At 38.9% G+C, this 23,375-nt stretch carries 21 protein-coding genes; 16 read left to right on the forward strand and 5 right to left on the reverse strand.

The annotated features are described in order from the left end of the window. The 13 genes from HRT50_RS11350 to HRT50_RS11410 form a co-directional block, all read left to right on the forward strand. A partial coding sequence (locus HRT50_RS11350) for an alpha/beta fold hydrolase (RefSeq protein WP_291614480.1) occupies positions 1-957 on the forward strand: 957 nt, incomplete at its 5' end. A 46-nt stretch (positions 958-1,003) separates the two neighbouring features. Continuing rightward, positions 1,004-1,759, forward strand: coding sequence for an ATP-binding cassette domain-containing protein (locus HRT50_RS11355; protein ID WP_291614482.1), 756 nt, complete (start codon positions 1,004-1,006; stop codon positions 1,757-1,759). Then, positions 1,759-2,934 carry an ABC transporter permease gene (locus HRT50_RS11360; RefSeq protein ID WP_291614485.1) on the forward strand — a complete coding sequence of 392 codons (1,176 nt, stop codon included), beginning with the start codon at positions 1,759-1,761 and terminating at the stop codon, positions 2,932-2,934. The genes HRT50_RS11355 and HRT50_RS11360 overlap by 1 nt, the downstream gene beginning before the upstream one ends. A gap of 123 nt (positions 2,935-3,057) precedes the next feature. Further along, a complete protein-coding gene (locus tag HRT50_RS11365) occupies positions 3,058-3,681 on the forward strand; it encodes a sigma-70 family RNA polymerase sigma factor (protein ID WP_291614487.1) in 624 nt (207 codons plus the stop codon). Further along, entirely contained in the window at positions 3,674-4,381 is a 708-nt protein-coding gene (locus tag HRT50_RS11370; protein ID WP_291614489.1) for a hypothetical protein, read from the forward strand. The genes HRT50_RS11365 and HRT50_RS11370 overlap by 8 nt, the downstream gene beginning before the upstream one ends. A gap of 462 nt (positions 4,382-4,843) precedes the next feature. After that, entirely contained in the window at positions 4,844-6,103 is a 1,260-nt protein-coding gene (glyA, locus tag HRT50_RS11375) for a serine hydroxymethyltransferase (protein ID WP_291614491.1), read from the forward strand. A 134-nt stretch (positions 6,104-6,237) separates the two neighbouring features. Then, entirely contained in the window at positions 6,238-6,735 is a 498-nt protein-coding gene (gene nrdR, locus HRT50_RS11380) for a transcriptional regulator NrdR (protein WP_291614493.1), read from the forward strand. A gap of 1 nt (position 6,736) precedes the next feature. Further along, positions 6,737-8,002, forward strand: coding sequence for a bifunctional diaminohydroxyphosphoribosylaminopyrimidine deaminase/5-amino-6-(5-phosphoribosylamino)uracil reductase RibD (gene ribD / locus HRT50_RS11385; RefSeq protein ID WP_291614495.1), 1,266 nt, complete (start codon positions 6,737-6,739; stop codon positions 8,000-8,002). A 12-nt stretch (positions 8,003-8,014) separates the two neighbouring features. Then, positions 8,015-8,701, forward strand: coding sequence for a riboflavin synthase (locus HRT50_RS11390; RefSeq protein WP_291614496.1), 687 nt, complete (start codon positions 8,015-8,017; stop codon positions 8,699-8,701). A 179-nt stretch (positions 8,702-8,880) separates the two neighbouring features. Further along, complete coding sequence (ribB, locus tag HRT50_RS11395) at positions 8,881-9,990, forward strand: 3,4-dihydroxy-2-butanone-4-phosphate synthase (RefSeq protein ID WP_291614498.1); 1,110 nt, start codon at positions 8,881-8,883, stop codon at positions 9,988-9,990. A gap of 167 nt (positions 9,991-10,157) precedes the next feature. After that, complete coding sequence (locus tag HRT50_RS11400; protein WP_291614500.1) at positions 10,158-11,345, forward strand: hypothetical protein; 1,188 nt, start codon at positions 10,158-10,160, stop codon at positions 11,343-11,345. Positions 11,346-11,353: 8 nt separating this feature from the next. After that, positions 11,354-12,085 (forward strand): PepSY domain-containing protein, encoded by a 732-nt coding sequence (locus tag HRT50_RS11405; RefSeq protein ID WP_291614502.1) that lies wholly within the window; start codon positions 11,354-11,356, stop codon positions 12,083-12,085. Positions 12,086-12,107: 22 nt separating this feature from the next. After that, the gene (locus HRT50_RS11410; protein WP_291614503.1) at positions 12,108-12,875 is read left to right on the forward strand and encodes a PepSY domain-containing protein; all 768 of its coding nucleotides are present in this window, start codon (positions 12,108-12,110) and stop codon (positions 12,873-12,875) included. A 221-nt stretch (positions 12,876-13,096) separates the two neighbouring features. Here the strand turns inward: HRT50_RS11410 and HRT50_RS11415 are convergent, their stop codons facing one another. The 4 genes from HRT50_RS11415 to pepA form a co-directional block, all read right to left on the reverse strand. Further along, complete coding sequence (locus HRT50_RS11415; RefSeq protein WP_011041587.1) at positions 13,097-13,306, reverse strand: cold-shock protein; 210 nt, start codon at positions 13,304-13,306, stop codon at positions 13,097-13,099. Positions 13,307-13,780: 474 nt separating this feature from the next. Continuing rightward, entirely contained in the window at positions 13,781-16,651 is a 2,871-nt protein-coding gene (locus HRT50_RS11420) for a valine--tRNA ligase (protein WP_291614531.1), read from the reverse strand. A gap of 195 nt (positions 16,652-16,846) precedes the next feature. Then, on the reverse strand, positions 16,847-17,329 hold the full coding sequence (locus tag HRT50_RS11425; RefSeq protein WP_291614520.1) for a DNA polymerase III subunit chi: 483 nt from the start codon (positions 17,327-17,329) through the stop codon (positions 16,847-16,849). Positions 17,330-17,547: 218 nt separating this feature from the next. Continuing rightward, positions 17,548-19,053 carry a leucyl aminopeptidase gene (gene pepA, locus HRT50_RS11430; protein ID WP_291614521.1) on the reverse strand — a complete coding sequence of 502 codons (1,506 nt, stop codon included), beginning with the start codon at positions 19,051-19,053 and terminating at the stop codon, positions 17,548-17,550. A gap of 220 nt (positions 19,054-19,273) precedes the next feature. Here pepA and lptF point away from each other — a divergent pair, with 220 nt between their 5' ends. Beyond that, positions 19,274-20,440: an LPS export ABC transporter permease LptF gene (gene lptF, locus HRT50_RS11435; RefSeq protein ID WP_291614522.1), complete on the forward strand. Its 1,167-nt coding sequence runs from the start codon at positions 19,274-19,276 to the stop codon at positions 20,438-20,440. Between the two features lie 126 nt (positions 20,441-20,566). Beyond that, a complete protein-coding gene (lptG, locus tag HRT50_RS11440) occupies positions 20,567-21,631 on the forward strand; it encodes an LPS export ABC transporter permease LptG (RefSeq protein WP_291614524.1) in 1,065 nt (354 codons plus the stop codon). A gap of 187 nt (positions 21,632-21,818) precedes the next feature. Here lptG and HRT50_RS11445 read toward each other — a convergent pair whose 3' ends face one another. Continuing rightward, on the reverse strand, positions 21,819-22,331 hold the full coding sequence (locus HRT50_RS11445) for an RDD family protein (protein WP_291614526.1): 513 nt from the start codon (positions 22,329-22,331) through the stop codon (positions 21,819-21,821). A gap of 458 nt (positions 22,332-22,789) precedes the next feature. Here HRT50_RS11445 and HRT50_RS11450 point away from each other — a divergent pair, with 458 nt between their 5' ends. Beyond that, the gene (locus HRT50_RS11450; RefSeq protein WP_291614529.1) at positions 22,790-23,164 is read left to right on the forward strand and encodes a hypothetical protein; all 375 of its coding nucleotides are present in this window, start codon (positions 22,790-22,792) and stop codon (positions 23,162-23,164) included. The last annotated feature ends 211 nt before the right edge of the window (positions 23,165-23,375 follow it).

A 23,375-nucleotide genomic window follows, 5' to 3' on the forward strand; every position in this document is an offset into this window, starting at 1 on the left:
AATTCAGAAAACGCTATCCGTGACTTTGATGGTATTCGGGCAGCCTTAGGTCATGAGAAAATTAATATTTATGGTGGCTCTTACGGCACACGTGCTGGCTTAGTGTATATGCGCATGTTTCCTGAATCACTTGAAAGTGTTGTCTTAGACGGTGTTGGCCCTATTGAAGTGCCTATTGGTTTATTTGGACAAAGTGTAGCGCGTGCATTTGACTCATTAGTTGAAAACTGTAAAAACAGTGACTCATGTAATGCTGCCTTTCCTAACTTAGTCGAAGAATTTCAACAAGTGAAAACACGCTTAGCTAAAGCACCGGTAGTGCTTGATATTCAGCACCCACGTTTAGGTACCCCGATAAAATTTGTACTTGATGAAGATAAATTTACTAGCAACCTACGTATGCAATTATACAGTACAAGAGGTCGGTCATTGGTGCCTTTAGTTATTAATCAAGCGTATTTAGGTAATTACCAACCACTCATTGGTTTAATGGCAAGTACTGAAGGTGAACAACAAGTTTATACCGGCTTGCACTTCAATATAGTGTGTAATGAGGATGTGCCTAAAATATCAGATCAAATGAAAGCTGCTGATGCCAATAATAACTTTGATGGTGATACAGGTCATTTCATCTTTGACAATATTTGTCCGTTGTTTCCACAGTATCGTCCAAGTGACGATTTCTACCAAGCGGTTACCGCTAATATTCCTACGCTTATTCTATCAGGGGATTTAGATCCCGTAACTCCACCAAGCAATGGTGAGTACACAGCGAAAACCTTGCCAAATAGTCATCATATAGTAGCTAAAAACACAGCGCACATCGTTGCGACCAGTACTTGTGCAAATAAAATAATTAATGAATTTTTAACGACAAAAGATCCTAAATCATTAGATGAGTCGTGTCTTGATGACATTCCAGCAGAAAAATTTATGACTAGCGTTAACGGTATTTAGTAGGACGCATTACATTTCTTGTAAAAGAAAAAGCAAAGGAAAAATTATGATTGAAGTATTTAACCTACATAAAAGCTTTATAGATAAAAAAGACAAAAAAAATACCGTTAAAGCATTAGACGGCCTTTCGTTCACAGCTAAGGACGGTGAAATTACCGGTATCTTAGGGCCTAATGGTGCCGGAAAAACCACCTGTTTACGTACCCTCTATGGCTTACTTTCGGCTGACGAAGGTTTTGCCACTATTGACGGTATTAAAGTTACTGAAGACCCAATTGCAGCACGTGCTAATTTAGGTGTTTTCCCTGATAAATTTGGCTTGTATGAACGTTTAACGGCTTACGAGCAAATAGATTATTTTGCTAGTCTGCATGGCATGACCGGCGAAACCAAAAAACAAGCGATTGCACAAGTGCTCAAAGATTTAGATATGGAAGAGTTAGCTCACCGTAAAACCGTTGGTTTTTCACAAGGACAGCGAATGAAAGTTACACTCGCGCAAGCTTTGGTGCATCAGCCAAAAAACTTTGTACTTGATGAACCAACCCGTGGTTTAGATGTTATGAGTACAAGAGTATTACGTAATCATTTGGCTAAATTTAAAGCTAAAGGGCACTGTATTTTGTTTTCATCCCATGTGATGCAAGAAGTCGCTGCGTTATGTGATCGGGTGATTATTGTTGCTAACGGTAAGGTAGCAGCACAAGGTACACCACAAGAGTTATGTGACCTTGCCGGTGAAGAACAACTTGAAGATGCCTTTGTTAAATTGATTGGTTCAGATGAAGGAGTAGCTGCATAATGAACTTAGATTTCATCCAACTAAAAGCGCTTATTGTAAAAGAGTATAAAGAAGCTTTTCGTGATAAACGCGCTTTAATGGCAGCACTCGGCTTCGCCATATTAGCGCCCATTATGATTGTGGTAGGTACAAAAATAATGATTGAAAAATCGGTTGATCAACCGCCGGTTTATATTAAGTTTACTGGCGCAGAATATGCTCCTAAGTTAATCACCCATTTAAGTGATAATAATATTTTAGCTTTTGCTGATATTCCAGAAAGTGACCAAGCTATTTGGGATGATCGTAATATTGCTATAGAAATACCTGAAGACTATGCACAGAATATGGCTGAAGGTAAGCCAATAAAAATACATTTAAAAGCTGATTATACCGATAAAGCTGTTTTAGTGCCGGTAAGTCGTATTAATAGTGCTGTGCGTGAATTTTCAATGACTATTGGTTATAAACGTCTGCAGTTGCGCGGTGTTGATGTGCGATTATTAAATCCGATAAAATTAGTTGAGCAAGATACCGCCAAACCTGATGCCACCTTTATGATGATCGCTATGATCTTAGGTATGTACTTAATGCTTGCAGCGTTTATGTCTGGTTTATCAGTTGCCATAGACTCAAGTGCCGGAGAGCGTGAACGTAACGTACTTGAAATGTTACTTTGTCAACCGGTAAGTACCTTAAAAATAGTCATAGCTAAATTAATTGGTGCTTCGACTATTTCAGTTATCGGGGTCGTGCTGCTCTTAGTGCTCACCTCTATCTCAGTTGGTTTTATTGACTTAACAAAGATAGGCGCAACCTTCAGCTTAGGCTTATCTTCTACGTTAGTATTAATACTATTATTAATACCTATTTGCTTTTTTGCTTCAGCATTACAACTTTTCTTTGCTTTTCAAGCTAAAAGTTTTAAAGAAGCGCAGTCAACGGTAACTATGATTCTGGGTGTACCGGCATTCATACCGTTTGTGCTTATGATGATGGACGACAGGCCACAATGGTTAAGTTGGTTACCCATTGCTGGGCAGTCACTTATCATTGAAGATATTTTTAAAGGTGTTGATGTGAATTGGTTAGCAGTTTTTACTACTAGTGGTGTCACCATCGCTATAACCGCAGTTTTAGTACTGATATTGGCTCAAAGGCTTAAATCAGAAAAAGTAGTGATGGCGCTTAGTTAGTTGGTAGTGCTGGTGTGCTGAGTTAGCGTGCTGTGGTAGTACCTTGAGCTCAGTCAGTACTGCTATTGATGACGTGAATTATGATAGCAGTGATGATTAAATGATGATCCATAAGCAAGTATTATGTTAAATTCTGGTAAATTAATATTCTCAAAAGCACAATTAACCTTTGCTACGACTAAGGAAATTGACTGCCAGGAAAGCGAATTGGATCATCATTCTTTTGTCGATCACCAAGCACTATTCATCCAGTGGATGACGGAGCACGAAAAACTGCTGCGTCATATCATTACCGGCTTTGAAGCAAAAGTTGCTATTCAGGATGAACTGTTTCAAGAGATTGCTTTAAACATTTGGCGTGCCTTGCCTAAGTTTCGTCAAGACTCGGCGGTGAAAACCTTTGTCGCACGTATTGCCCATAATGTCTTAGCGACTCATGTTGCTAAGGCGGTGAGAACGATTAAAGCCGACCATGATTTAAGTGACATAAGTGTGGAAGCAGAAAAAGATCAACATCAACCTACGCCTTATCAATCACTGAATCAGAGCCAGCGACAGCAAAGATTAGCCGATGCTATTCGTCAGTTAAAGCTTGAACAGCAACAAGTGATCACACTGGCATTAGAGGGGATGAGCTATCAAGAAATAGCGGATGTTTTAGTTATAACGACCAATTTAGTTGGTGTGAGATTACAACGAGCTAAAACATCATTAGCACAGTTGTTGGAGGGATCAGTAAATGGATAAATCAATATTGGACAATGAAGATACATCGTCGGTAGAGCCCAATAAACTAGACGCCGAACATAGTATTATTGTTAAAACAAAATCGATTGATGTACTTTCATTACCTCAAAAAAACACCGAGCCAGAACATCCACCATCAGATGAGCAACCACTTGATGAACAGTGGCTGGCACTTAGCCAAGATTGGCAAAGTCAGCCCTATGAAAAAACAGATATTCAAGCGCTATTAAAGCAAACTAAAAAGCGTACCTTACTTGCTAAATCTTTATTAGCTATTGATGTAATCGCTACAGTTGCTCTTATCATTGCGCTATTAATCGGCTTGTATCAAGGCGATTGGGGCACTGCTACCATTGCTTATCTTACTTTTGGCAGCCTAGGCTCGGTAATATTTGTTTATTATGAAATTAAAATACGTTTACGTATATGGCAGCATTGCTGTGATAGTCCTGATAAAGCCGTTGCTAATGCAGTTTCAGGGATTGAATCTTCAATTAAATATATAAAATTAATTAAACTGTCGTGTTGGTTTCTGCTGCCTGCCGTCAATTGGTATATTTATGCCATGATGGCAGAATCAGAGAAGTCACCTTGGCCACCTTTTATCTTTATCAATATTTTTATTTTAACTATGTGGTTAATTACCCACTGGTTCCACAAAAAACGTGATAAAGAATTATCACAATTTGACGCTATATAGCAATTTATAAAGTAGGGTTAAAATAGCCGGTGAAATAGCAAAGAACGTTAAGAAATAAAACGGCACTACTGAGTAATATTCGGTAGTGCCGTTTTATTTCAACAGTGCAATATTTTTCATGTCATTGTTGAAATATTTGCACTTTACTTTGTTCTGTTGTTGATTGTTCGGCTTTTTGCTTTGTTGTCTGTATTATATTCGTTGTAACTTGGTTTTTTATTAGTTATAGTTTGTTCGCTTGCTTGTATGCGAAATTTAATTAAATACTAAGCGAGAATGCTTAACCCATTACGCTATAAAGCAGTGCTAAATGCACTAAAGCAAAGGCGTTTTGCCGTGTACATAGTCATAAAAGTCAGGCAAAATACCGCCATTAATTTTTGTGTGTTCTAATCAACTTTTTTGTAGAGGTTATTAGGGCATCGTTTGCAGCCTTGGGCTGAAATACTTAAGGAATAAACCATGTTTAATCGTGATATGAATATTGCTGAATTTGATCCAGAACTTGCTCAAGCTATAAGCAATGAAGTTGTTCGTCAAGAAGAGCACATTGAGTTAATTGCTTCTGAAAACTACTGTAGCCCACGTGTTCTTGAAGCACAGGGTTCTCAACTTACCAATAAATATGCTGAAGGTTACCCTGGCAAACGTTATTACGGTGGTTGTGAATATGTTGATGTTGCTGAGCAATTAGCCATTGACCGCGCTAAAGAATTATTTGGTGCTACCTACGCTAACGTGCAACCACATGCTGGTTCACAAGCTAATGCCGCAGTTTTCCAAGCTTTAGTTTCACCAGGCGGTAAAGTGTTAGGTATGAGCTTGGCTCATGGCGGTCACTTAACTCATGGTTCACATGTAAGCTTTTCTGGTAAATCATATGAAGCTTTTCAATACGGTTTACACCCAGAAACTGGCGACATTGATTACGAAGAATTAGAGCGTTTAGCTTTAGAGCACAAACCAGAAATGATTATCGGTGGCTTCTCAGCATTCTCAGGTGTTGTTGACTGGGCACGTATGCGTAAGATTGCTGATAAAATTGATGCTATCTTCTTCGTTGATATGGCTCACGTTGCAGGTCTTATCGCTGCAGGTCTATACCCTAGTCCGTTACCACACGCTCATGTAGTTACTACAACTACCCATAAAACATTAGCTGGCCCACGCGGCGGTTTAATTGTTTCAGCTTGTGATGACGAAGCTATTTACAAAAAGCTTAACAGCGCTGTATTTCCTGGTGGCCAAGGTGGCCCATTAATGCACATCATTGCCGCTAAAGCAGTAGCATTTAAAGAAGCATTACAGCCTGAGTTTAAAGTTTACCAGCAAGGTGTTTTAGATAACGCTAAAGCTATGGTAGCGGTATTACAAGAACGTGGTTACAAAGTTGTTTCTAACGGTACTGAAAACCATTTATTACTTCTTGATTTAATCGATAAAGATATCACGGGTAAAGATGCCGATGCTGCTTTAGGTAAAGCAAACATTACAGTAAATAAAAACTCAGTACCAAATGATCCACGTTCTCCGTTTGTTACTTCTGGTCTACGTTTAGGTACACCAGCGATCACTCGTCGTGGTTTTGCTGTAGAAGAAACTAAAGCGTTAACTGGCTGGATTTGTGACATTCTTGATGACATTAATAATGAAGACGTTATTACGCGTGTTCAAGGTCAAGTTAAAGAGTTGTGTAGCCGTTTCCCGGTTTACCAAAAGTAAAAGACTTGAATGAAAAACTAATTCACTAAAATAAGTGAATTTATATTAAAATGGTCGCCTTGAGCGGCCATTTTTCGTTTTTGTCCACAAACTTACCGCTTATATCTTTTAGCCTTAATTTTCGTAGGTAATCCATGTATTGTCCATTTTGTTCAGCTAATGACACTAAGGTCATAGATTCACGTTTAGTTTCTGGCGGTCATCAAGTACGTCGCCGCCGTGAATGCTTAGCTTGTCATGAGCGTTATACCACCTTTGAAAATGCTGAGTTGGTTATGCCACGTATTATTAAGCGTGATGGTAGCAGAGAGCCCTTTAACGAAGATAAGATGCGTAGTGGTTTATCCCGCGCTCTAGAAAAACGCCCTGTTAGCATGGAACAAATAGAACTAGCTGTTAATAAGTTAAAGTCACAAATGCGTGCTACTGGCGAGCGAGAAATCAGTAGTGAAATGCTTGGTGACTTGATCATGGCACAACTAAAAGAATTAGATAAAGTCGCTTATTTACGTTTTGCTTCCGTGTATTTATCATTTGAAGATATCAGTGAGTTTGCTGATGAGATAACGCGCTTAGGTAAAGAAAAAAACGGCAAGACAAAAAAAACTAAACAAGTGAAAGCCGTAAAATAATATGAAAGCTAGTGTGGATAACAACAAGCAGGCTTCTACTGTTCAAGGCTTTACCAGCAATGATAGCCTCTTTATGGCTCAGGCTATTGAATTAGCTAAAAAGGGCCACTTTACCACGTCACCTAATCCGAGAGTGGGTTGTGTATTGGTAAGTTATAAAGAAGGTATTGGTAAGGTTATTGGTGCTGGCTATCACCAAATAGCAGGGCAGGGTCATGCTGAAGTTCATGCCTTAGCTGAGGCAAAAGCAAAACATGCTGATTTAATTAAAGGTGCTACGGCTTACGTTACCCTTGAACCCTGCAGCCACTTTGGTCGAACTCCGCCATGCGCTAAAGCGCTAATTGATGCCGGTATCGGGCAAGTTATTGCTGCTATGGTAGACCCTGACTCTCGTGTTTCAGGTAATGGTTTAGCTATGCTAGAGCAAGCAGGTATCAAGACAAAATCCGGTTTGTTAGAGCAAAGTGCAAGAGCGCTTAACGTCGGTTTTATTCATCAGCGAGAAAATAAGCTTCCTTATGTACGCTGTAAATTAGCCGCTAGTCTTGATGGCAAAACTGCCATGGCTAGTGGTGAAAGTAAATGGATAACTTCAACTGAAGCACGCCAAGATGTACAACGTTTAAGAGCACAAAGTTGTGCGATTATTTCGGGTGCTGATTCCATCATATTCGATAATGCGAAAATGACGGTACGTTGGTCTGAATTAGGTGAATTAAAAAATAGTTATGCAGAAGATACGCTCCGTCAGCCAGTACGTGTTGTTATTGATAGTCAAAATAGATTAACGCCAAACCTCGCTTTATTCGAATATGAATCACCAATTTTAATCATTAATGGTGTATCAAATGGCATAGTTAATGAAAAAGTTGAAAATAAACTTGAGGTAAATCTTGAAAACTTACCAAAATGGCCTCATTTCGTAGAACATGTGCAATTGCCTATGGTAAAAAATGCCCAGGGTAACTTAAAAATAGACTTGCCGGCTTTGTTAACATTGTTAGCAAAGCGAGGGCTCAACGATATTTTAATAGAGTCAGGCGCACAGTTAAGTGGTGCCTTTATTGAGCAAGACTTAGTTAACGAACTTATTCTTTATCAAGCACCTAAGTTAATGGGTGGAGATGGTAAAAGTTTAGTGGTAATGCCGACAATAGCCAAGTTAAGTCAAGCTAAGGTATTAACCATTAGTGACATTCGTATGGTTGGTGGCGATATTCGCATTACTAGCCAACTAATACCAAACAAACAAACAAAAAATTAAATAGAGAAGTCTATGTTTACAGGAATTATCGAAGCGGTTGGTGCTATCAAGGCCATCAATGTTAATGCCCAAGGTGCTCGTTTAGTTATTGCGACTAATAGCCTGGATATGAGTGATGTTAAGCTGGGTGACTCAATAGCGACAAATGGTATTTGTCTTACCGTCGTTGATTTTAATAGTGGCAAAGGCAATGGCAGTTATAGCGCCGATGTTTCTAATGAAACCTTACAGCGTACTGGCTTTGCTAGCTATAAAGTAGGTAGTAAAGTAAACCTAGAAAAAGCTATGCTAGCAAGTACACGTTTTGGTGGTCATATGGTTTCAGGTCATGTTGATGGTGTAAGTGAAGTATTAGCCATTAATAACAATGGTAACAGTATTGAATACTGGCTTAGTATGCCAAGTGATTTAGCACATTATATTGCTGAAAAAGGCTCGGTAACTATTGATGGCACTAGCTTAACGGTAAATGCCCTTGCTGAAAATGGCTCAAAAGGTAAGTTTCGACTAACAATAGTGCCGCACACGGTAAAAGAAACTATCTTTGCCGACTATCAAGTAGGCACTAAGGTTAACATTGAAGTGGATTTAATTGCCCGCTACCTTGAACGTTTGCTAACTAAGAGCGAACCAAATAAGCAAACACCAAAGTCGAACATTAGTGAAGCTATGTTATTGAAAGCGGGCTTTATCAAGTAGCCAGCTTTACGGTAAAATAAAGAGTTAAGTAAAGAATTAAACTCAGTACATAATTAACGTTAGTTATAGTCAAAATAAGTAAATGATGGCTGTATATAAATTATGAACTCATTAAAATATAACAAATATGCACAGTTAAAATGGCGCTAACAAAATAGCTAGCCATCAAAGAGGCCGAAATGAATTTAAATACCCCACAAGAAATCATCGCAGACATCGCCTTAGGTAAGATGGTTATTTTAATGGATGATGAAGACAGGGAAAATGAAGGCGACTTCATTATGGCTGCTGAAGCAGTAACCCCTGCAGCAATTAACTTTATGGCAACTCATGGTCGTGGCTTAATTTGTATGCCGATGAGTCGTGAAAAATGTGAAACATTAAAAATACCTTTGATGGTAGATAAAAATGACGCACAATTTAGTACTAACTTTACCGTGTCAATTGAAGCTGCTACTGGTGTAACAACAGGTATTTCTGCTGCGGATCGTGCTACTACAGTACTTGCTGCTGCCCATAAAGGTTCAACACATCTAGATATCGTCCAGCCTGGTCATATCTTTCCTCTAATTGCTAAAGATGGCGGCGTGTTAAATCGTGCCGGTCATACTGAAGCGGGTGTTGATCTAGCACGCATGGCGGGTTTTGAGTCAGCTGCAGTTATTGTCGAAATCTTAAATGAAGATGGCACCATGGCGCGTCGCCCTGATTTAGAAGTTATCGCGCAAAAGCATGATATTAAAATGGGCACTATTGCCGATTTAATCGAATTTAGAAATGCGACAGAAACCACTATTGAAAGAGTTTCTCAATGTAAGCTACCTACCGCTTTTGGAGAGTTTGATTTAACCGTATTTAAAGATACTATTGATGGTCAAGCACACTTTGCCTTAACTAAAGGTGAAATCAAAGCTGACGAACCTACGCTGGTTCGTGTTCATTTAGAAAATACCTTTAGAGATTTATTATTTAGCCAACGTGAAAGTGTTGCTAAATGGCCGATGGCCAATGCGCTAGAAAAAATAGCCAAAGAAGGTGGCGTATTAGTGCTTTTAGGTAAACATGAATCGCCAATGGAGTTAATTAACTTAGTTGAAAAATACGCTAAAATAGATGCTGGTGAAACAGTAAAAGAAATTAGCCGTCATGTTGGTTCACGTAATGTTGGCGTCGGCTCACAAATACTGGCTAACTTAGGCGTAAGTAAAATGCGCTTGTTGAGCTCACAAACCAAATATCATTCGCTGTCTGGTTTTGGCCTAGAAGTAGTTGAGTATATTGCTGACTAGAGCATTGCAGATTAGTTAATCACACTCAATAGTTTATTAAATGGCGCTATATGTTTACAACATATAGCGCCATTTTTGTTATGCGTTACTTTTAATATCAGAGAACAAGTTTACTTCACTACTCTTCATGGCATTATGGTTTAAATAAATATAATTAAAGGTTCATTATGAAGTTAACTTTTCCGCTATTCGCTCTTTGTCTCATAGTAAGTACAACAAGCTTTATAGCCAGTGCTACTAGTCATTTAACCATTGAAGAGTTACGTGTAAAAAAAGCGCAGTTGGCCATGCCTATGCTTACAGACTATTTTGATTGGTCTGTCTTTAAAGGTGACTGGTCAAAGGTGACTGACTTTTCTGTTGGCCAACGTGCTATGAATCAATTTGGTGATGAGCTTTGGCAATACAGTAAGCAGCAAGCTCAAAATGGTAAGCTAGTCGATGATAGGCCTTTATATTGGACCAGGTTATCAATTCAAGCTTATGTTAAATCAACTAAAAATCACTTTACTCAAACTGAATTGAAAAGTTTGCTAGAAACCTTTGAAAAGAGCTCTCGTGGTTATAGTGATATGGGTTATGTAAAAGTCACAGATAAACGTATATTCTTAACCGGTTTTGATCCCTTCTTGCTCGATCGAAATTTAAAACAGTCCAACCCATCTGGTTTAGCCGCTTTATTACTTGATGGCAAAATTATTAAATACAGTGGTATTATCGACGGTGTTAAAAAGACCATTACCGCAGAAATCAATACTGCTATGGTGCCTGTACGTTATGAAGACTTTGATCAAGGTGAAATAGAAAGTTTACTGGCGCCTTTTTATGCTCTCAATAGTGTCGATTTGATTACTACCATCTCAATGGGGCGAAGTGATTTCGATTTAGAGCACTATCCCGGTTTGAGACGCAGCTCTACGGCGCCAGATAATGTCAATGTTTATACCGGCGCGAATAAGACTAATCCCTTAATCCCTAGCTTACTTAAAGCACCGTTACTAGGTGATGACTTTGTACTGTTTAGTTTGCCTTATCAAGCGATGATGCAAGCTAAAGGCAAGTATAAAATTAATGATAACCGCGGCGTAACTATTTTAACTGATGGTAAAGCCAAGGATATTACCGCTGATACCTTAGCAGAGCTAAGTGATAAAATATCAGTGCAAGGTGGCGGTGGCGGCTATCTCTCCAATGAAATTTCTTATCGAAGTATTGTGCTGCGCAACAAGCTCGGCTCAACCATTCCCACAGGTCATATTCATACCCCGCGTATTAGTGGTTTTGATGAAAAAATCAATCAAGCAATCATTGCGCAAATAGAGGCTATGTTAGTACAGGCCTTAACTGAAATTTAGGAGCTTCAGTGTCATTACATAGAAATAGTAGGAAGTATCATAAATGGTTGATGTTATTCATCGGCTTACAATTTGTTGTCTGGTCAGCTTCAGGTACCTATATGGTACTAATGGATATAGATTATATTCATGGAGACTCGTTAGTTGTAGAGCAAAAGCAAACCATAGTGCCTGAGCAAGTTAACTATAGTTTTAAGCAGTTATTAACGGAGCATCCTCAGGCAAAAAAAATTGAACTGGGTTTAATGCTCAATAAAGCGGTTTACCGTTTTAGCCAAAATAATGAAAAAGTGACTGTTTCGGCCCAAGATGGCCAGATCATTTCGCCGATAAGTGAGGGCATAGCGACTGAAATTGCTAAACAAAACTATGCCGATAAAAGCGTAGTTATCAGTAGTGTTAAGCTCATCACTGAAACCTCATTAAGAGAGCTTAACGCTAGACACCTTCCCGTATGGCGTGTCGATTTTGATGACTTTGCTAGTCCAAGTTTTTATATTAGTGCCTACTCAGCTCAGCTGGTGACCAAGCGACATAGCTTCTGGCGAATATTTGACTGGATGTTTGCTTTTCATGTTATGGATTATGTTGATGAGTCACCGGACAATAAACTACTTCGAATTGTTTCTATACTCGCTTTTATTGCCAGTATATTTGGCCTAGTACTGACCTACTATCGCCTCGCTCCTACATATCAAAAGCGCAGAAAAGGAAAGTCTCGCCGAGTAAAGCTAAATTAACGCAAACCTAGGGGAGCAGCCAATGAAAAAAAATAATAAAAAAACGTCCAAATACTTCAAGTTATCAACTATAAAATCATTGCATAAGTGGTTATCGTTATTGGTATTTATTCAATTATTTATTTGGCTTGGTACCGGTATATTCTTTAACTGGATGGATCATGACAAAGCGAGTGGTAATCATTATAGACAAGCTATGGTTAAGCAGGATATTGACCACCAACGCTTGCTTGACCCGCAAGCGGTGTTAACCGCGAGTCAATCAGGTGCTAGTGAGATAACCTTGGTTCAGCGACTTGGGCAACCGTATTACTTATTAACCCATGATAAAGGCTTATATAAGCACTTTGACAGCCTCTTTAGCTTAGTTGATGCTTATACTGGTACAGTTAAGGAAATAGATATTGAAATGGCAGCTGCACTTGCCCAGTCTAGTTACAGTGGCTCAGGAAAAATAGCTAGTACATCATTGGTTGTGCCACCGATTGAAGACTTTTTAAAAGAGCAGAATAGCTTGTGGCAAGTTAACTTTTCCGATGAGCTAGAAACAAGTGTTTATATTAATGCCAGCTCTGGTCGATTAGTAGGGCACAGTAATGAAGATAAACGTTTTGTTGACTTCTTTTTTATGCTGCACTTTATGGATTACCCTTTGTTTGGGCAAGACGCTGTTGGCGGTTTTAATAATTGGCAGATTAGCATTTTTGCCATATTAACCTTGTTATTTTGTTTGACCGGTTTGATTTGGACTTTGGAGTTATTAATAAAAGGACGTTATAAGTTTAAGTAGAAGCTATTAAGGAGTCTTTGGCGGTAGGGTTATTGATTGTCAAGGCAGTAGAGTTTTATAGAATAATAATGGAAACTAAGCTCTAACGAGCTGAAGTTGCGGGGGTAATTCAGAAGCGTTTAAATAGAAAGGGCAGGGCAGAAATAAAGAGACAGATACAAAAAAACGAAGGACGAGTAAAACTCATGCTTCGTTTTTTTAGCTTAGCTTATAAGTTAAACTTATACAGCTAGTACGTTTTCTGCTTCAGGGCCTTTTTGACCTTGTTTAACAGTAAAAGTAACTGCTTGACCGTCAGCTAGAGTACGGAAACCGTCTCCAGAGATAGCGCTGAAGTGAACAAACACGTCAGGACCATTTTCTTGCTCTATAAAACCGAAACCTTTAGTTTCGTTGAAAAATTTAACTTTACCAGTAACTGTATCAGACATACTAACATTTTCCCGTAGTCATAAAATAATAATGTGGCTCTATTCCAGAATGGATAGAAACCGTTTTCACCCGAGTAAATGCCCTCTACCAAAAAGTACAGGAAGAGGAAGGAACAAACCATATTCGACACAAATAATGCTTCAAACAACAGTTTGCATTGTTTAAAATCTGTCTGTGTAGAATAATCAAGTATATCAATACACTAAAGTGTATAAGATAGAAAACCTACAACAAAAGTCAGTATAAACCTTCATCTGCAACGCAAGAACTCAACGCAAAAGCAGTCTAGCATAGTTATTTTTAATATGCTTTATAAAAAATTAGATTAGTTCAACATTTCTTCGTTTTAAATGAGAGTGGCTAACAAAGCTAGTGGAAATGTAGTGAGAATAGGGTTTTACTGAGAGTTAAATAAAAAAGTGACAACTAGTTAGACCAGTTGTCACTTTTTTAAACTTGAGCAGTGTTGTGAACTATAGCGCAGCTATTTGTTCTTTTTGCTCCAGCATTTTTGCTAATGCAGATTCAGCCTCGGCTAATTTAGCTTTTTCTTTTTCAATAACCGCTGCGGGGGCTTTATCGACAAAATTAGCATTGGCCAGTTTACCACGGGTTCTTGCCGCATCTTTTTCAAGCTTATCCATCGCTTTATCTAAACGCGCCAATTCAGCTTCTTTATCGATTAAGCCTGCCATTGGGATAAGCACCGATAAATCACCGACAACAGCAGATGCTGAGGCAGGGCCTTGTTCGTTATCAGCTAGTACGGTAATACTTTCTAATTTAGCGAGCGTTAATAGGAATTGCTCATTGTCGCTTAAACGACGTTGGTCATTGTCACTAACGTTTTTAAGTAATACTGGTATTGCCTTACTTGGTGATATATCCATTTCGCCACGGATATTTCGAATAGCAACTATAAATTGTTTCACCCACTCTAAGTCGTCAATCGCTTGTTGATCACACTTGCTCTCATCAAATTGAGGGAAAGCTTGAATCATGATTGAATCACCAACTTTGTCAAAGTCACTTAATGGCTGTACACGTTGCCAAATCGTTTCTGTGATAAATGGCATAATTGGGTGCATTAAACGCAATAAGCTTTCTAGTATGTTCACTAAGGTATGGCGAGTACCGCGTTGTTGTGCTTCATTACCTTTGAATAATACTGGTTTAGTAAGCTCTAAGTACCAATCACAAAATTGGTTCCAGGTAAATTCATACAAAGCTTGTGAGGCAAGATCAAAACGATAAGTATCAAAGGCTTCGTGAACCGTTTTTACTGTTTGTTCGAACTGGCCTATGATCCAACGATCAGCAAGAGATAATTCTATTTCGCCAGGCGCGCCGTTTTCTGAAGCTTGACCACAATCGAACTCCTCGGTATTCATCATTACGTAACGACTAGCATTCCATAATTTATTGGTGAAGTTACGGTAACCTTCAAGACGTTTCATATCCCAGCTAATATCACGGCCGGTAGTCGCAACTGAGGTTAAGGTGAAACGTAGCGCATCAGTACCGTGTGCTTCAATACCGTTTGGATATTCTTTTTTGGTCAGTTTTTCAATTTTCTTGGCAAGTTTTGGCTGCATCATGTTGCCGGTACGTTTTTTCAGTAAATCTTCAAGAGAAATACCGTCAATCATATCTAACGGATCAACTACATTACCTTTTGATTTACTCATCTTATCGCCATTTTCATCGCGAATAAGACCAGTCATGTAAATCTTTTTGAAAGGAATTTGTGCTTTGCCATTTTCATCTTTGTTGAAATGCATAGTCATCATGATCATGCGGGCAACCCAGAAGAAAATAATATCAAAACCAGTTACCAAGACATCGGTAGGGTGGAAGGTCTTTAAATCTTCAGTTTCTTTTGGCCAACCTAGGGTTGAGAAAGTCCATAAAGCTGATGAGAACCAGGTATCAAGCACATCTTCGTCTTGTCTTAATTTCATATCAGCAGCAATGTCATTGTTTGCGCGTACTTCTGCTTCGGTGCGACCAACATATACTTTACCGCTTTCGTCATACCAAGCTGGGATTCTATGTCCCCACCAAAGCTGGCGTGAAATACACCAATCTTGAATGTTGTTCATCCAAGAAAAATACATGTTTTCATATTGCTTAGGGACAAATTCAATTTGACCGTCTTTAACAGCTTCAACTGCAGGGCCTGCTAATTTTTCAACACGTACATACCATTGGTCAGTAAGAAGTGGCTCAATGATAACGCCGGATCTATCACCGTAAGGGGCAACTAAATCATGGTCTTTAACTTCAACCAATAAACCTAACTCGTCAAACTTAGCAACGATAGCTTTACGGGCAACAAAACGATCCATACCGGCGAATTCGCTTGGTAATTCAGTGCTGTAAACATCAGATTTTTCGCCTTTGGTATCATAAACTTCAGCGTTAGCTAAAATAGCGGCATCTTTATCTAAGATGTTTATTTGTGGCAAGGCGTGACGTTTACCAACTTCATTATCATTAAAGTCATGTCCAGGGGTGATTTTTACACAACCCGTGCCTTTGTCCATATCGGCATGGTCATCACCAACTATTGGGATTAAACGATTTACTAACGGTAATAAAATCTGTTTACCAATTAGGTCTTTATAACGAGGATCTTCTGGGTTTACTGCAACACCCGTGTCGCCAAGCATAGTTTCAGGTCGAGTGGTCGCTACCACTAAATAGTCAAGACCATCGGCTGTTTTTGCACCATTAGCAAGCGGGTAACGCAAGTGCCACATGTGGCCTTTTTTATCTTTGTTTTCAACTTCTAAATCTGAAATAGCGGTATGGAATTTAGGATCCCAGTTTACTAGGCGTTTACCACGGTAGATTAGGTCGTCTTCAAATAAACGCACAAATACTTCTTGTACTGCTTCAGACATACCGTCATCCATAGTAAAGCGTTCACGAGTCCAATCGATAGAGTTGCCTAAACGGCGCATTTGCTTGCCAATGGTACCGCCAGACTCTTCTTTCCATTCCCAGATTTTATCGATAAAACCCTCACGACCATAATCATGGCGCGTTTTATCTTCTTCAGCAGCAATCTTACGTTCAACCACCATTTGTGTCGCTATACCGGCATGGTCGCAACCTGTTTGCCATAAGGTGTTTTTACCTTGCATGCGTTGGTAACGAATAAGCGTATCCATGATGGTTTGCTGAAAAGCATGACCCATATGTAAGCTACCAGTAACATTCGGTGGTGGAATAGCAATGCTGTAACTGTCACCTTCGCCGGTTGGGCTAAAGTAACCTTGCTCTTCCCAGCTAGTATAAAGGGACTGTTCAATGTCGGTAGGGTTAAAGGTTTTTTCCATCATTTTATCCGGTAATAGGTTTAATAGTTGTTCGTAGTTTTGTTGTATTACTGCTTATCCTGCATTAGTTCAGCAGTAAAAATTTAGCAGTAAAACCACAACAAAATAAAAGTGCAACAAAGTAAAATTCATTGCTTATAGTATTCTTTATTTTTCACTTACTTTTGTGCTTATCTTTTTGTACAAGGCGAACCGCTAATTACTAGCTTCTTTTGATACAGAACCTGGTACGGGTACCGCTTGGTTATCCACTTGAAAACCCCATTGTCGGCAAGTTTTAAAGCGTTCTCTTGCTTGTTGTTTAAGTGCTTCATCACTAGGTACAAAATCAACGATAAATTGAAATTGATTAGCAAAGTTAGGCACAGTACTGGTCAAGTTTATAAGTACTGGACGACGCCCTTGTGGAGCTTGAAAACCTATTTCAACAGCTGCGCCTTGTTTAGGACCTTCACCGACTAGGTTGTGTGGTACAAAACTATCGCTATCAAATGCCCAAAGCATTTCATCAACTTGTTCAGCATGTTTTTGGTCTTGTGTATAAATATAGACTCGCTGCTTCTGTCGATAAAAGTAGCTGGCTTGCAAACAGGCATGATAGAGCGCAGAACTTGTATCATTATCTGTTTCGTCTGTTACCTCATCCTTAAGTAGATAAAACATTACTTGGCTTTGCATGTCATTCGCCTAAATTATTTGAGCCTAAGTTAATTAAGCCTAAGTTAATTGGGTCGTTAATAGGGTCAAAGTTAAGTGACCTAACTTCATTCGCATATGAGAATAACTAAACCCTAGTAGCAGAACTACTAGGGTTTCTCTTTATGCTATAAACTCACTGTATAAATTTACTCTTTCAGTAAACTAAACCAGCATGTTTTTCTGTTGGCAATAACAGCTTATTCGCCTTGCTCTTGACCGGCACGGTTAAGTAAGAACTGCGTTAACATGCTTACCGGACGACCAGTTGCACCTTTGTTTTTGCCACTGCGCCATGCTGTACCAGCAATATCTAGATGTGCCCAGTTATACTTCTTCGTGAATTTAGATAAGAAACAAGCTGCGGTAATAGTTCCTGCTTCTTTGCCACCTAAATTGGTAAAATCAGCAAATGGGCTTTCAAGTTGATCTTGATAATCATCCCATAAAGGTAAGCGCCATGCTCTGTCGCCACTTTGCTCAGAAGCGTTTAAAAGCTCATGGGCAAGTGGATTATGACTACTTAGTAAGCCAGTAGCGTGTGCGCCTAAGGCAACTACACAAGCACCGGTTAAGGTTGCCACATCAATTACTGCATCTGGATTAAAGCGTTCAACATAGGTAAGTGCATCACATAACACTAAGCGGCCTTCGGCATCAGTATTTAATACTTCAACGGTTTGACCTGACATCGTTGTTAAGATATCACCTGGGCGATAGGCGTTGCTGCTTGGCATGTTTTCACAGCCCGCTAAAACACCAATTACATTGATAGATAAGTTAAGCTCAGCTAGTGCATGCATAGCACCTAAAACACCGGCAGCGCCACCCATATCATATTTCATTTCATCCATGCCTAAGCCAGGTTTCAATGAGATACCGCCACTATCAAATGTTAGACCTTTACCAACTAATACTAATGGCTTGGAATCATCACCAGCGCCATCATATTTTATGATGCTCATTAATGATTCATTAACCGAACCTCGACCTACGGCAAGATATGAACCCATACCAAGCTCTTCCATTTCTTTTTCGCCAACAATCGTTGTGGTGACCTTTTCATAATCACTGTCAAGAATCTTAGCTTGTTCAGCAAGATAAGCAGGATTACAAATGTTTGGCGGCATATTAGCAACATTTTTACAGGTAGTAATACCTTCAGCAATGGCTAAAGCATGAGCAACGGCACGTTCACCAATAGGCAGTTCACGGCGAGTTGGTACATTAAAAACAACTTTACGTAATGGGCGACGTGGCTCGGCAATGCGAGTTTTTAAACTGTCAAAGCTATATAAGGCATCTTGTGCTGCTTCTACTGCTTGGCGTACTTTCCAGTAAATATCACGCCCTTTAACATGTAACTCTGATAAGAAGCATACCGCTTCCATAGAGCCCGTTTCATTAAGGGTATTGATTGTTTTGGTAATGATTTGACGATATTGACGTTCATCAAGCTCGCGCTCTTTACCACAGCCAACGAGTAAAACACGTTCGCTTAAAATATTAGGTACATGATGTAATAATAACATCTGTCCTGATTTACCTTCTAAGTCACCCTTGCGTAAAAGGTTGCTAATGTAGCCTTCACTGATTTCATCAAGCTGTTCGGCGGTACCGCTAAGTCTGCGTGGCTCAAAAACACCCACTACAATACATGCGCTACGTTGTTTTTCTGGACTGCCGCTTTTTACACTAAACTCCATGACTTTTCCTTTTACAATTTTTATAAGGTAATTAATTTGCTAAAATAAGTAAAAAATAGCACTCTTGTCTATTCAAGTGATATTGCTAAGGGCTATAATTATAGCTGCACTCATCAATATTCGTTAGTTACTGACTATATAGTTTACTTATGAAAACGGCAAGTTTACTCAATATTTGCCAATATGTCAGATAAAAACTAAGTTTTTACAGGATCTTTTTGTGATCATTTTTCGTTATTTATTAAAAGAAGTCGCCAAAACACAAATAGCAGTATTTTTTGTGTTAATGACTATTTTTATCAGTCAAAAATTTGTCCGTGTGCTCGGCGATGCTTCAGAAGGAAGTATCCCTGGGCAACTGGTCATGACTTTTATTGCCTTGAAAATACCAGACCTTGCCGGATTTATCCTACCGCTTAGCTTATTTTTAGGGGTATTGCTGGCTTATGGTCGGATTTATGCGGACAGTGAAATGACAGTACTGCACGCTTGTGGTATCAGTGAGTGGTACGTGGTTCGAGTTACTTTAGTGTTGGCCGTTATTACCGCCATTTTTACCGGGATTTTTACTTTGTACCTTGCGCCGCTCGCCTCGGAGTATCAATATCAAGTAAAAGAAGAACTTGCTGCCGACTCTGGCTTAAGTGCCTTAGTTTCAGGTCGTTTTCAGCAAACGGGCAACCAAGATGCTGTGGTTTTTATTCATGATAAAGACCGAGAAACCAATAGTTTTAATAAAGTATTTGTCGCGCAATTGCCCAAAGGTGAGCACAGTGGCGCCAGTATTATCCATTCAAGTTTAGTGTACGCAAAAACCGGACGAGTTTTTGAAGATGAATTGGGCTCGCAACAGCTAGTATTAGGTGACGGTATTCGTTACCACAGAGATATTGATAGCGGTGAATTCCAGTCTGTGGCCTTCGACAAATACTATATTCAGATCCAAGATCAAGAAGTTGAACACAAACACCGTAAATTAAGCGCGATAACAACGCTGGAGTTATATAACAATACCTCCCCAGAGTTAGAATCGGCTTATCGCGGCACTATTCAATGGCGAATTGCTTTCCCGTTGATTTGTATTATCCTCACCTTTATTGCCGTGCCCTTAAGTGTGGTCAACCCTAGGCAGGGGAAATTTGGCAAAATGTTACCAGCCTTGATGTTATTTTTAGGCTATTTATTATTGTTAACATCAATGCGCTCAGCCATAGAAAAAAATGCCATCCCTAGCGTTATTGGCTTATGGCCTATACATTTTAGTGCCTTATTTATCGGTATAATGCTGTTAATGAAGGAACGCAGTACTGGCCGATTTATTAAAGCAAAATTACCGAGTTTTAGACGTAAGAAACATAAGAAAAACAATCAAGGTAAGGATAGTTAATGCGCATACTTGATTTTTATATTGGTCGTTTACTTATCACAGCGCTGCTAATACTTTTATCACCCAAGGCGCCTTTGTTAGCGTCAGTTCTATTATCAAATTTTACGAACAAGTTAAGGGTAATTAATGCGCATTCTTGATATTTATATTGGTCGCGTTATTGCTTCTACTACTTTCATCACTCTGGCTGTCTTTGTAAGTGTCAGTGGTATCATCAAATTTGTTGAGCAAATGCGTGCTATAGGACGAGGCAACTATGACTTAGCACATGCGGGATTATATGTTCTGTATGCTGTGCCACGCGATGTAGAAATATTCTTTCCTATGTCGGCATTGATTGGCGGCTTAATTGGCATCGGTATGCTAGCTAGTAATAGTGAGTTAGTGGTGATGCAAGCAGCGGGTTTATCAAAATTAGATATTATTAAATCGGTGATGAAAACCGCCATACTATTGATCTTTGTCAGCATGGCCATCGGTGAGTGGTTAGCGCCCAGTGGTGAAGCGAAAGCACGTGAAATTCGTGCGCAAGCTATTTCTGGCGGTAGTTTAATCTCAGCTAAAAATGGTGTTTGGGCCAAAGACGGTGATTACTTTGTCAATATAGGCGAAGTACAAGATAGAGGTCAGTTAAAGAGCATTCAAATTTATGGTTTTAATGAGCAATTGAGAATTGATAGTTGGCTTACGGCTAAAAGTGCTATTTATCAAGGTGATAATTGGTTGCTCTCGGATGTTGAGGAGTTTGTGTTAATTGAAAACGAAATTATTACTAAGAATCACAGTCAAAAAATTTGGAACTCATCGTTAACACCCAAAAAATTAGGGGTAGTAACGGTTACACCTGAGTCACTGTCTTTACGTGGTTTGATTGATTATCTAGATTATTTAGAAGCGAATGAGCAAGATACCAGTCGTTATGAACTCGCTTTTTGGCGAAAGATAATGCAACCCTTGACGGTTGCGGTAATGCTTTTAGTGGCACTGTCGTTTATTTTTGGGCCACTGCGCTCAGTTTCTATGGGCGCACGCATTATGATGGGCGTCTTTACTGGCATTCTATTCTTCATTAGTAATGAAGTCTTGGGCTCAATGAGTTTGGTATATCAACTACCGCCAATATTTGGGGCAACGATGCCAAGTTTGTGCTTTGTTGGTGCTGCTTGGTATTTTATTAGTAAGAAAGCTTAGAAATTTTAAATAAAGTAAAACTTTGATAGCTCGATAATGAGCTGGCAGTAAAGTAGCTTTAGTAAATAAATGCTTAATAATGAACGCTATTCACCAAGGGAATAGCGTTCCATAATAAGAAAGCTAATAACAAACCTGAACTTGGCTTAACTAATGAAAATTATTTAGTCTACCCAGAAAAGAGGACTTATAAACGACCTCTATTAGCTTCAAGCGACAACACTACGACTTCAGTTTTCGTTAGTCTATCTTGTAAACTCAATTTATTTTTTCTATCAAAAATAACCAAAATATTCCCTAGGCCTAACAAAGTCGGCACTAAGCGTTTAATAGCTGTGGTTTTACTTAACAGTGAGCCATCAAGGTTTTGTACGCGTAAACGCCATGCTCTCATGCCCAACGTTTGGCCATTTTTAGTCCAGAAATAGACAAAGAAAAAAACCACCCAAGCCATTTTCCATAATTCATTTGGCCACTTTAACCAGTAAGTATTGGTAATAGTATCGGAAAAATGTTGTTCACCTTGCATGTCATACAGACCAAAATAATGGCCTAGATATATTAATAAAAATGAAACCGCTCCAGCGACCATATATACAGCAAAAGAAAGTAGAAAATCATAAATCCATGAGCCAAAGCGTCGTCTAAAGCCAGCTCGAGGAAAACTGTTAGCGGTAGTGTCAGGGGTTGTATCAGTCATTGAATCTTCTTTATGTTAAGTTTTTGCGAGCAAAATGGCAGGAAATAATTTTGCAGTTTAACAAAGTTTACCTTAATTGAGTATCTCTGTGAGCGAGGATGAAATAGTGAAGTATTCGGCAGGGTATTTTTGCTGTTGTGTCATTGCCTATTGCATTAGGCATAATCTCATGCAAAAGGTTATTAACTTTCCTGCACACGTGATGTAAAGCTTAGTATGGAAGATAATATAATGACTCTATTGGTCAGCTAATTAGAAATAACCTCAACAAATTCCGTAACTTATGTAAATATAATGTTAACTGGTGTTTTGCATATACTTTTAAGTTATAAGTAGCTGTAATAATTGCGATATCCGTGGCTACTTGCTTAGTATATAATCTGCGAAAATCTTTATATGTCGCCGTTTGGCAACATATGTTAAAAAATAGAAAGTAACTATCAAATAAAAGGGCTGGTATGGGCAATACATTTTTATCAGTAAGTGCATTAATTGTTGTAGCACTTATGGCAATGCCAACATCAGCGGAACAAATCGACTTAGGCTCGGTGAGTAAATCTAATGAATTTGTCAAAAATGATTTTACCGCAGCTGGAGCACATCAAACTCTTCATCTAGGAGAGTCAGTTTACCCAGTTCAAGTGCTTAATAGCAATACAGAGGTTACTACCGCCGAATATGTTCAAGTTAATGCAGAACTTATCAAAGTAAATAATGAGCAATTTTTTACACCAATCAGTATCTGGTTGTTTGTGATGGCAATGGCGCTAGTTTATGTCAATAGAAACGTGCTATTTGCAAAACATATGAAAATAGTGAAAAAAACAGCTTAAATAATACCAATTCCACTAAATTATTGCTCACTTGTGCTGGTTAAAGTAAGCCATGTCAGTGTTGCTCTCAATCCCAATAGCCAGCTATTGCTCAATCGAGCGCCTTGCCATGATTTATTTTCCCTATGCACAACAAGATCACAAACTTAATGGAACTGGTATAAGCGTTAATAGCACTAGTTCTCAATGCTAAAAAAAGCCAATTTTCTTG

Source organism: Colwellia sp., from assembly GCF_013215345.1.
Lineage (GTDB): Bacteria > Pseudomonadota > Gammaproteobacteria > Enterobacterales > Alteromonadaceae > Colwellia.

What these genes read in the sequence shown, in the direction of transcription:
- HRT50_RS11355 (WP_291614482.1), top strand. Translation starts at nt 1,004, where the DNA reads ATGATTGAAGTATTTAACCTACATAAAAGCTTTATAGATAAAAAAGAC.
- HRT50_RS11360 (WP_291614485.1), top strand. Translation starts at nt 1,759, where the DNA reads ATGAACTTAGATTTCATCCAACTAAAAGCGCTTATTGTAAAAGAGTAT.
- HRT50_RS11365 (WP_291614487.1), top strand. Translation starts at nt 3,058, where the DNA reads ATGTTAAATTCTGGTAAATTAATATTCTCAAAAGCACAATTAACCTTT.
- HRT50_RS11370 (WP_291614489.1), top strand. Translation starts at nt 3,674, where the DNA reads ATGGATAAATCAATATTGGACAATGAAGATACATCGTCGGTAGAGCCC.
- glyA (WP_291614491.1), top strand. Translation starts at nt 4,844, where the DNA reads ATGTTTAATCGTGATATGAATATTGCTGAATTTGATCCAGAACTTGCT.
- nrdR (WP_291614493.1), top strand. Translation starts at nt 6,238, where the DNA reads ATGTATTGTCCATTTTGTTCAGCTAATGACACTAAGGTCATAGATTCA.
- ribD (WP_291614495.1), top strand. Translation starts at nt 6,737, where the DNA reads ATGAAAGCTAGTGTGGATAACAACAAGCAGGCTTCTACTGTTCAAGGC.
- HRT50_RS11390 (WP_291614496.1), top strand. Translation starts at nt 8,015, where the DNA reads ATGTTTACAGGAATTATCGAAGCGGTTGGTGCTATCAAGGCCATCAAT.
- ribB (WP_291614498.1), top strand. Translation starts at nt 8,881, where the DNA reads ATGAATTTAAATACCCCACAAGAAATCATCGCAGACATCGCCTTAGGT.
- HRT50_RS11400 (WP_291614500.1), top strand. Translation starts at nt 10,158, where the DNA reads ATGAAGTTAACTTTTCCGCTATTCGCTCTTTGTCTCATAGTAAGTACA.
- HRT50_RS11410 (WP_291614503.1), top strand. Translation starts at nt 12,108, where the DNA reads ATGAAAAAAAATAATAAAAAAACGTCCAAATACTTCAAGTTATCAACT.
- HRT50_RS11415 (WP_011041587.1), bottom strand. Translation starts at nt 13,306, where the DNA reads ATGTCTGATACAGTTACTGGTAAAGTTAAATTTTTCAACGAAACTAAA.
- HRT50_RS11420 (WP_291614531.1), bottom strand. Translation starts at nt 16,651, where the DNA reads ATGGAAAAAACCTTTAACCCTACCGACATTGAACAGTCCCTTTATACT.
- HRT50_RS11425 (WP_291614520.1), bottom strand. Translation starts at nt 17,329, where the DNA reads ATGCAAAGCCAAGTAATGTTTTATCTACTTAAGGATGAGGTAACAGAC.
- pepA (WP_291614521.1), bottom strand. Translation starts at nt 19,053, where the DNA reads ATGGAGTTTAGTGTAAAAAGCGGCAGTCCAGAAAAACAACGTAGCGCA.
- lptG (WP_291614524.1), top strand. Translation starts at nt 20,567, where the DNA reads ATGCGCATTCTTGATATTTATATTGGTCGCGTTATTGCTTCTACTACT.
- HRT50_RS11445 (WP_291614526.1), bottom strand. Translation starts at nt 22,331, where the DNA reads ATGACTGATACAACCCCTGACACTACCGCTAACAGTTTTCCTCGAGCT.
- HRT50_RS11450 (WP_291614529.1), top strand. Translation starts at nt 22,790, where the DNA reads ATGGGCAATACATTTTTATCAGTAAGTGCATTAATTGTTGTAGCACTT.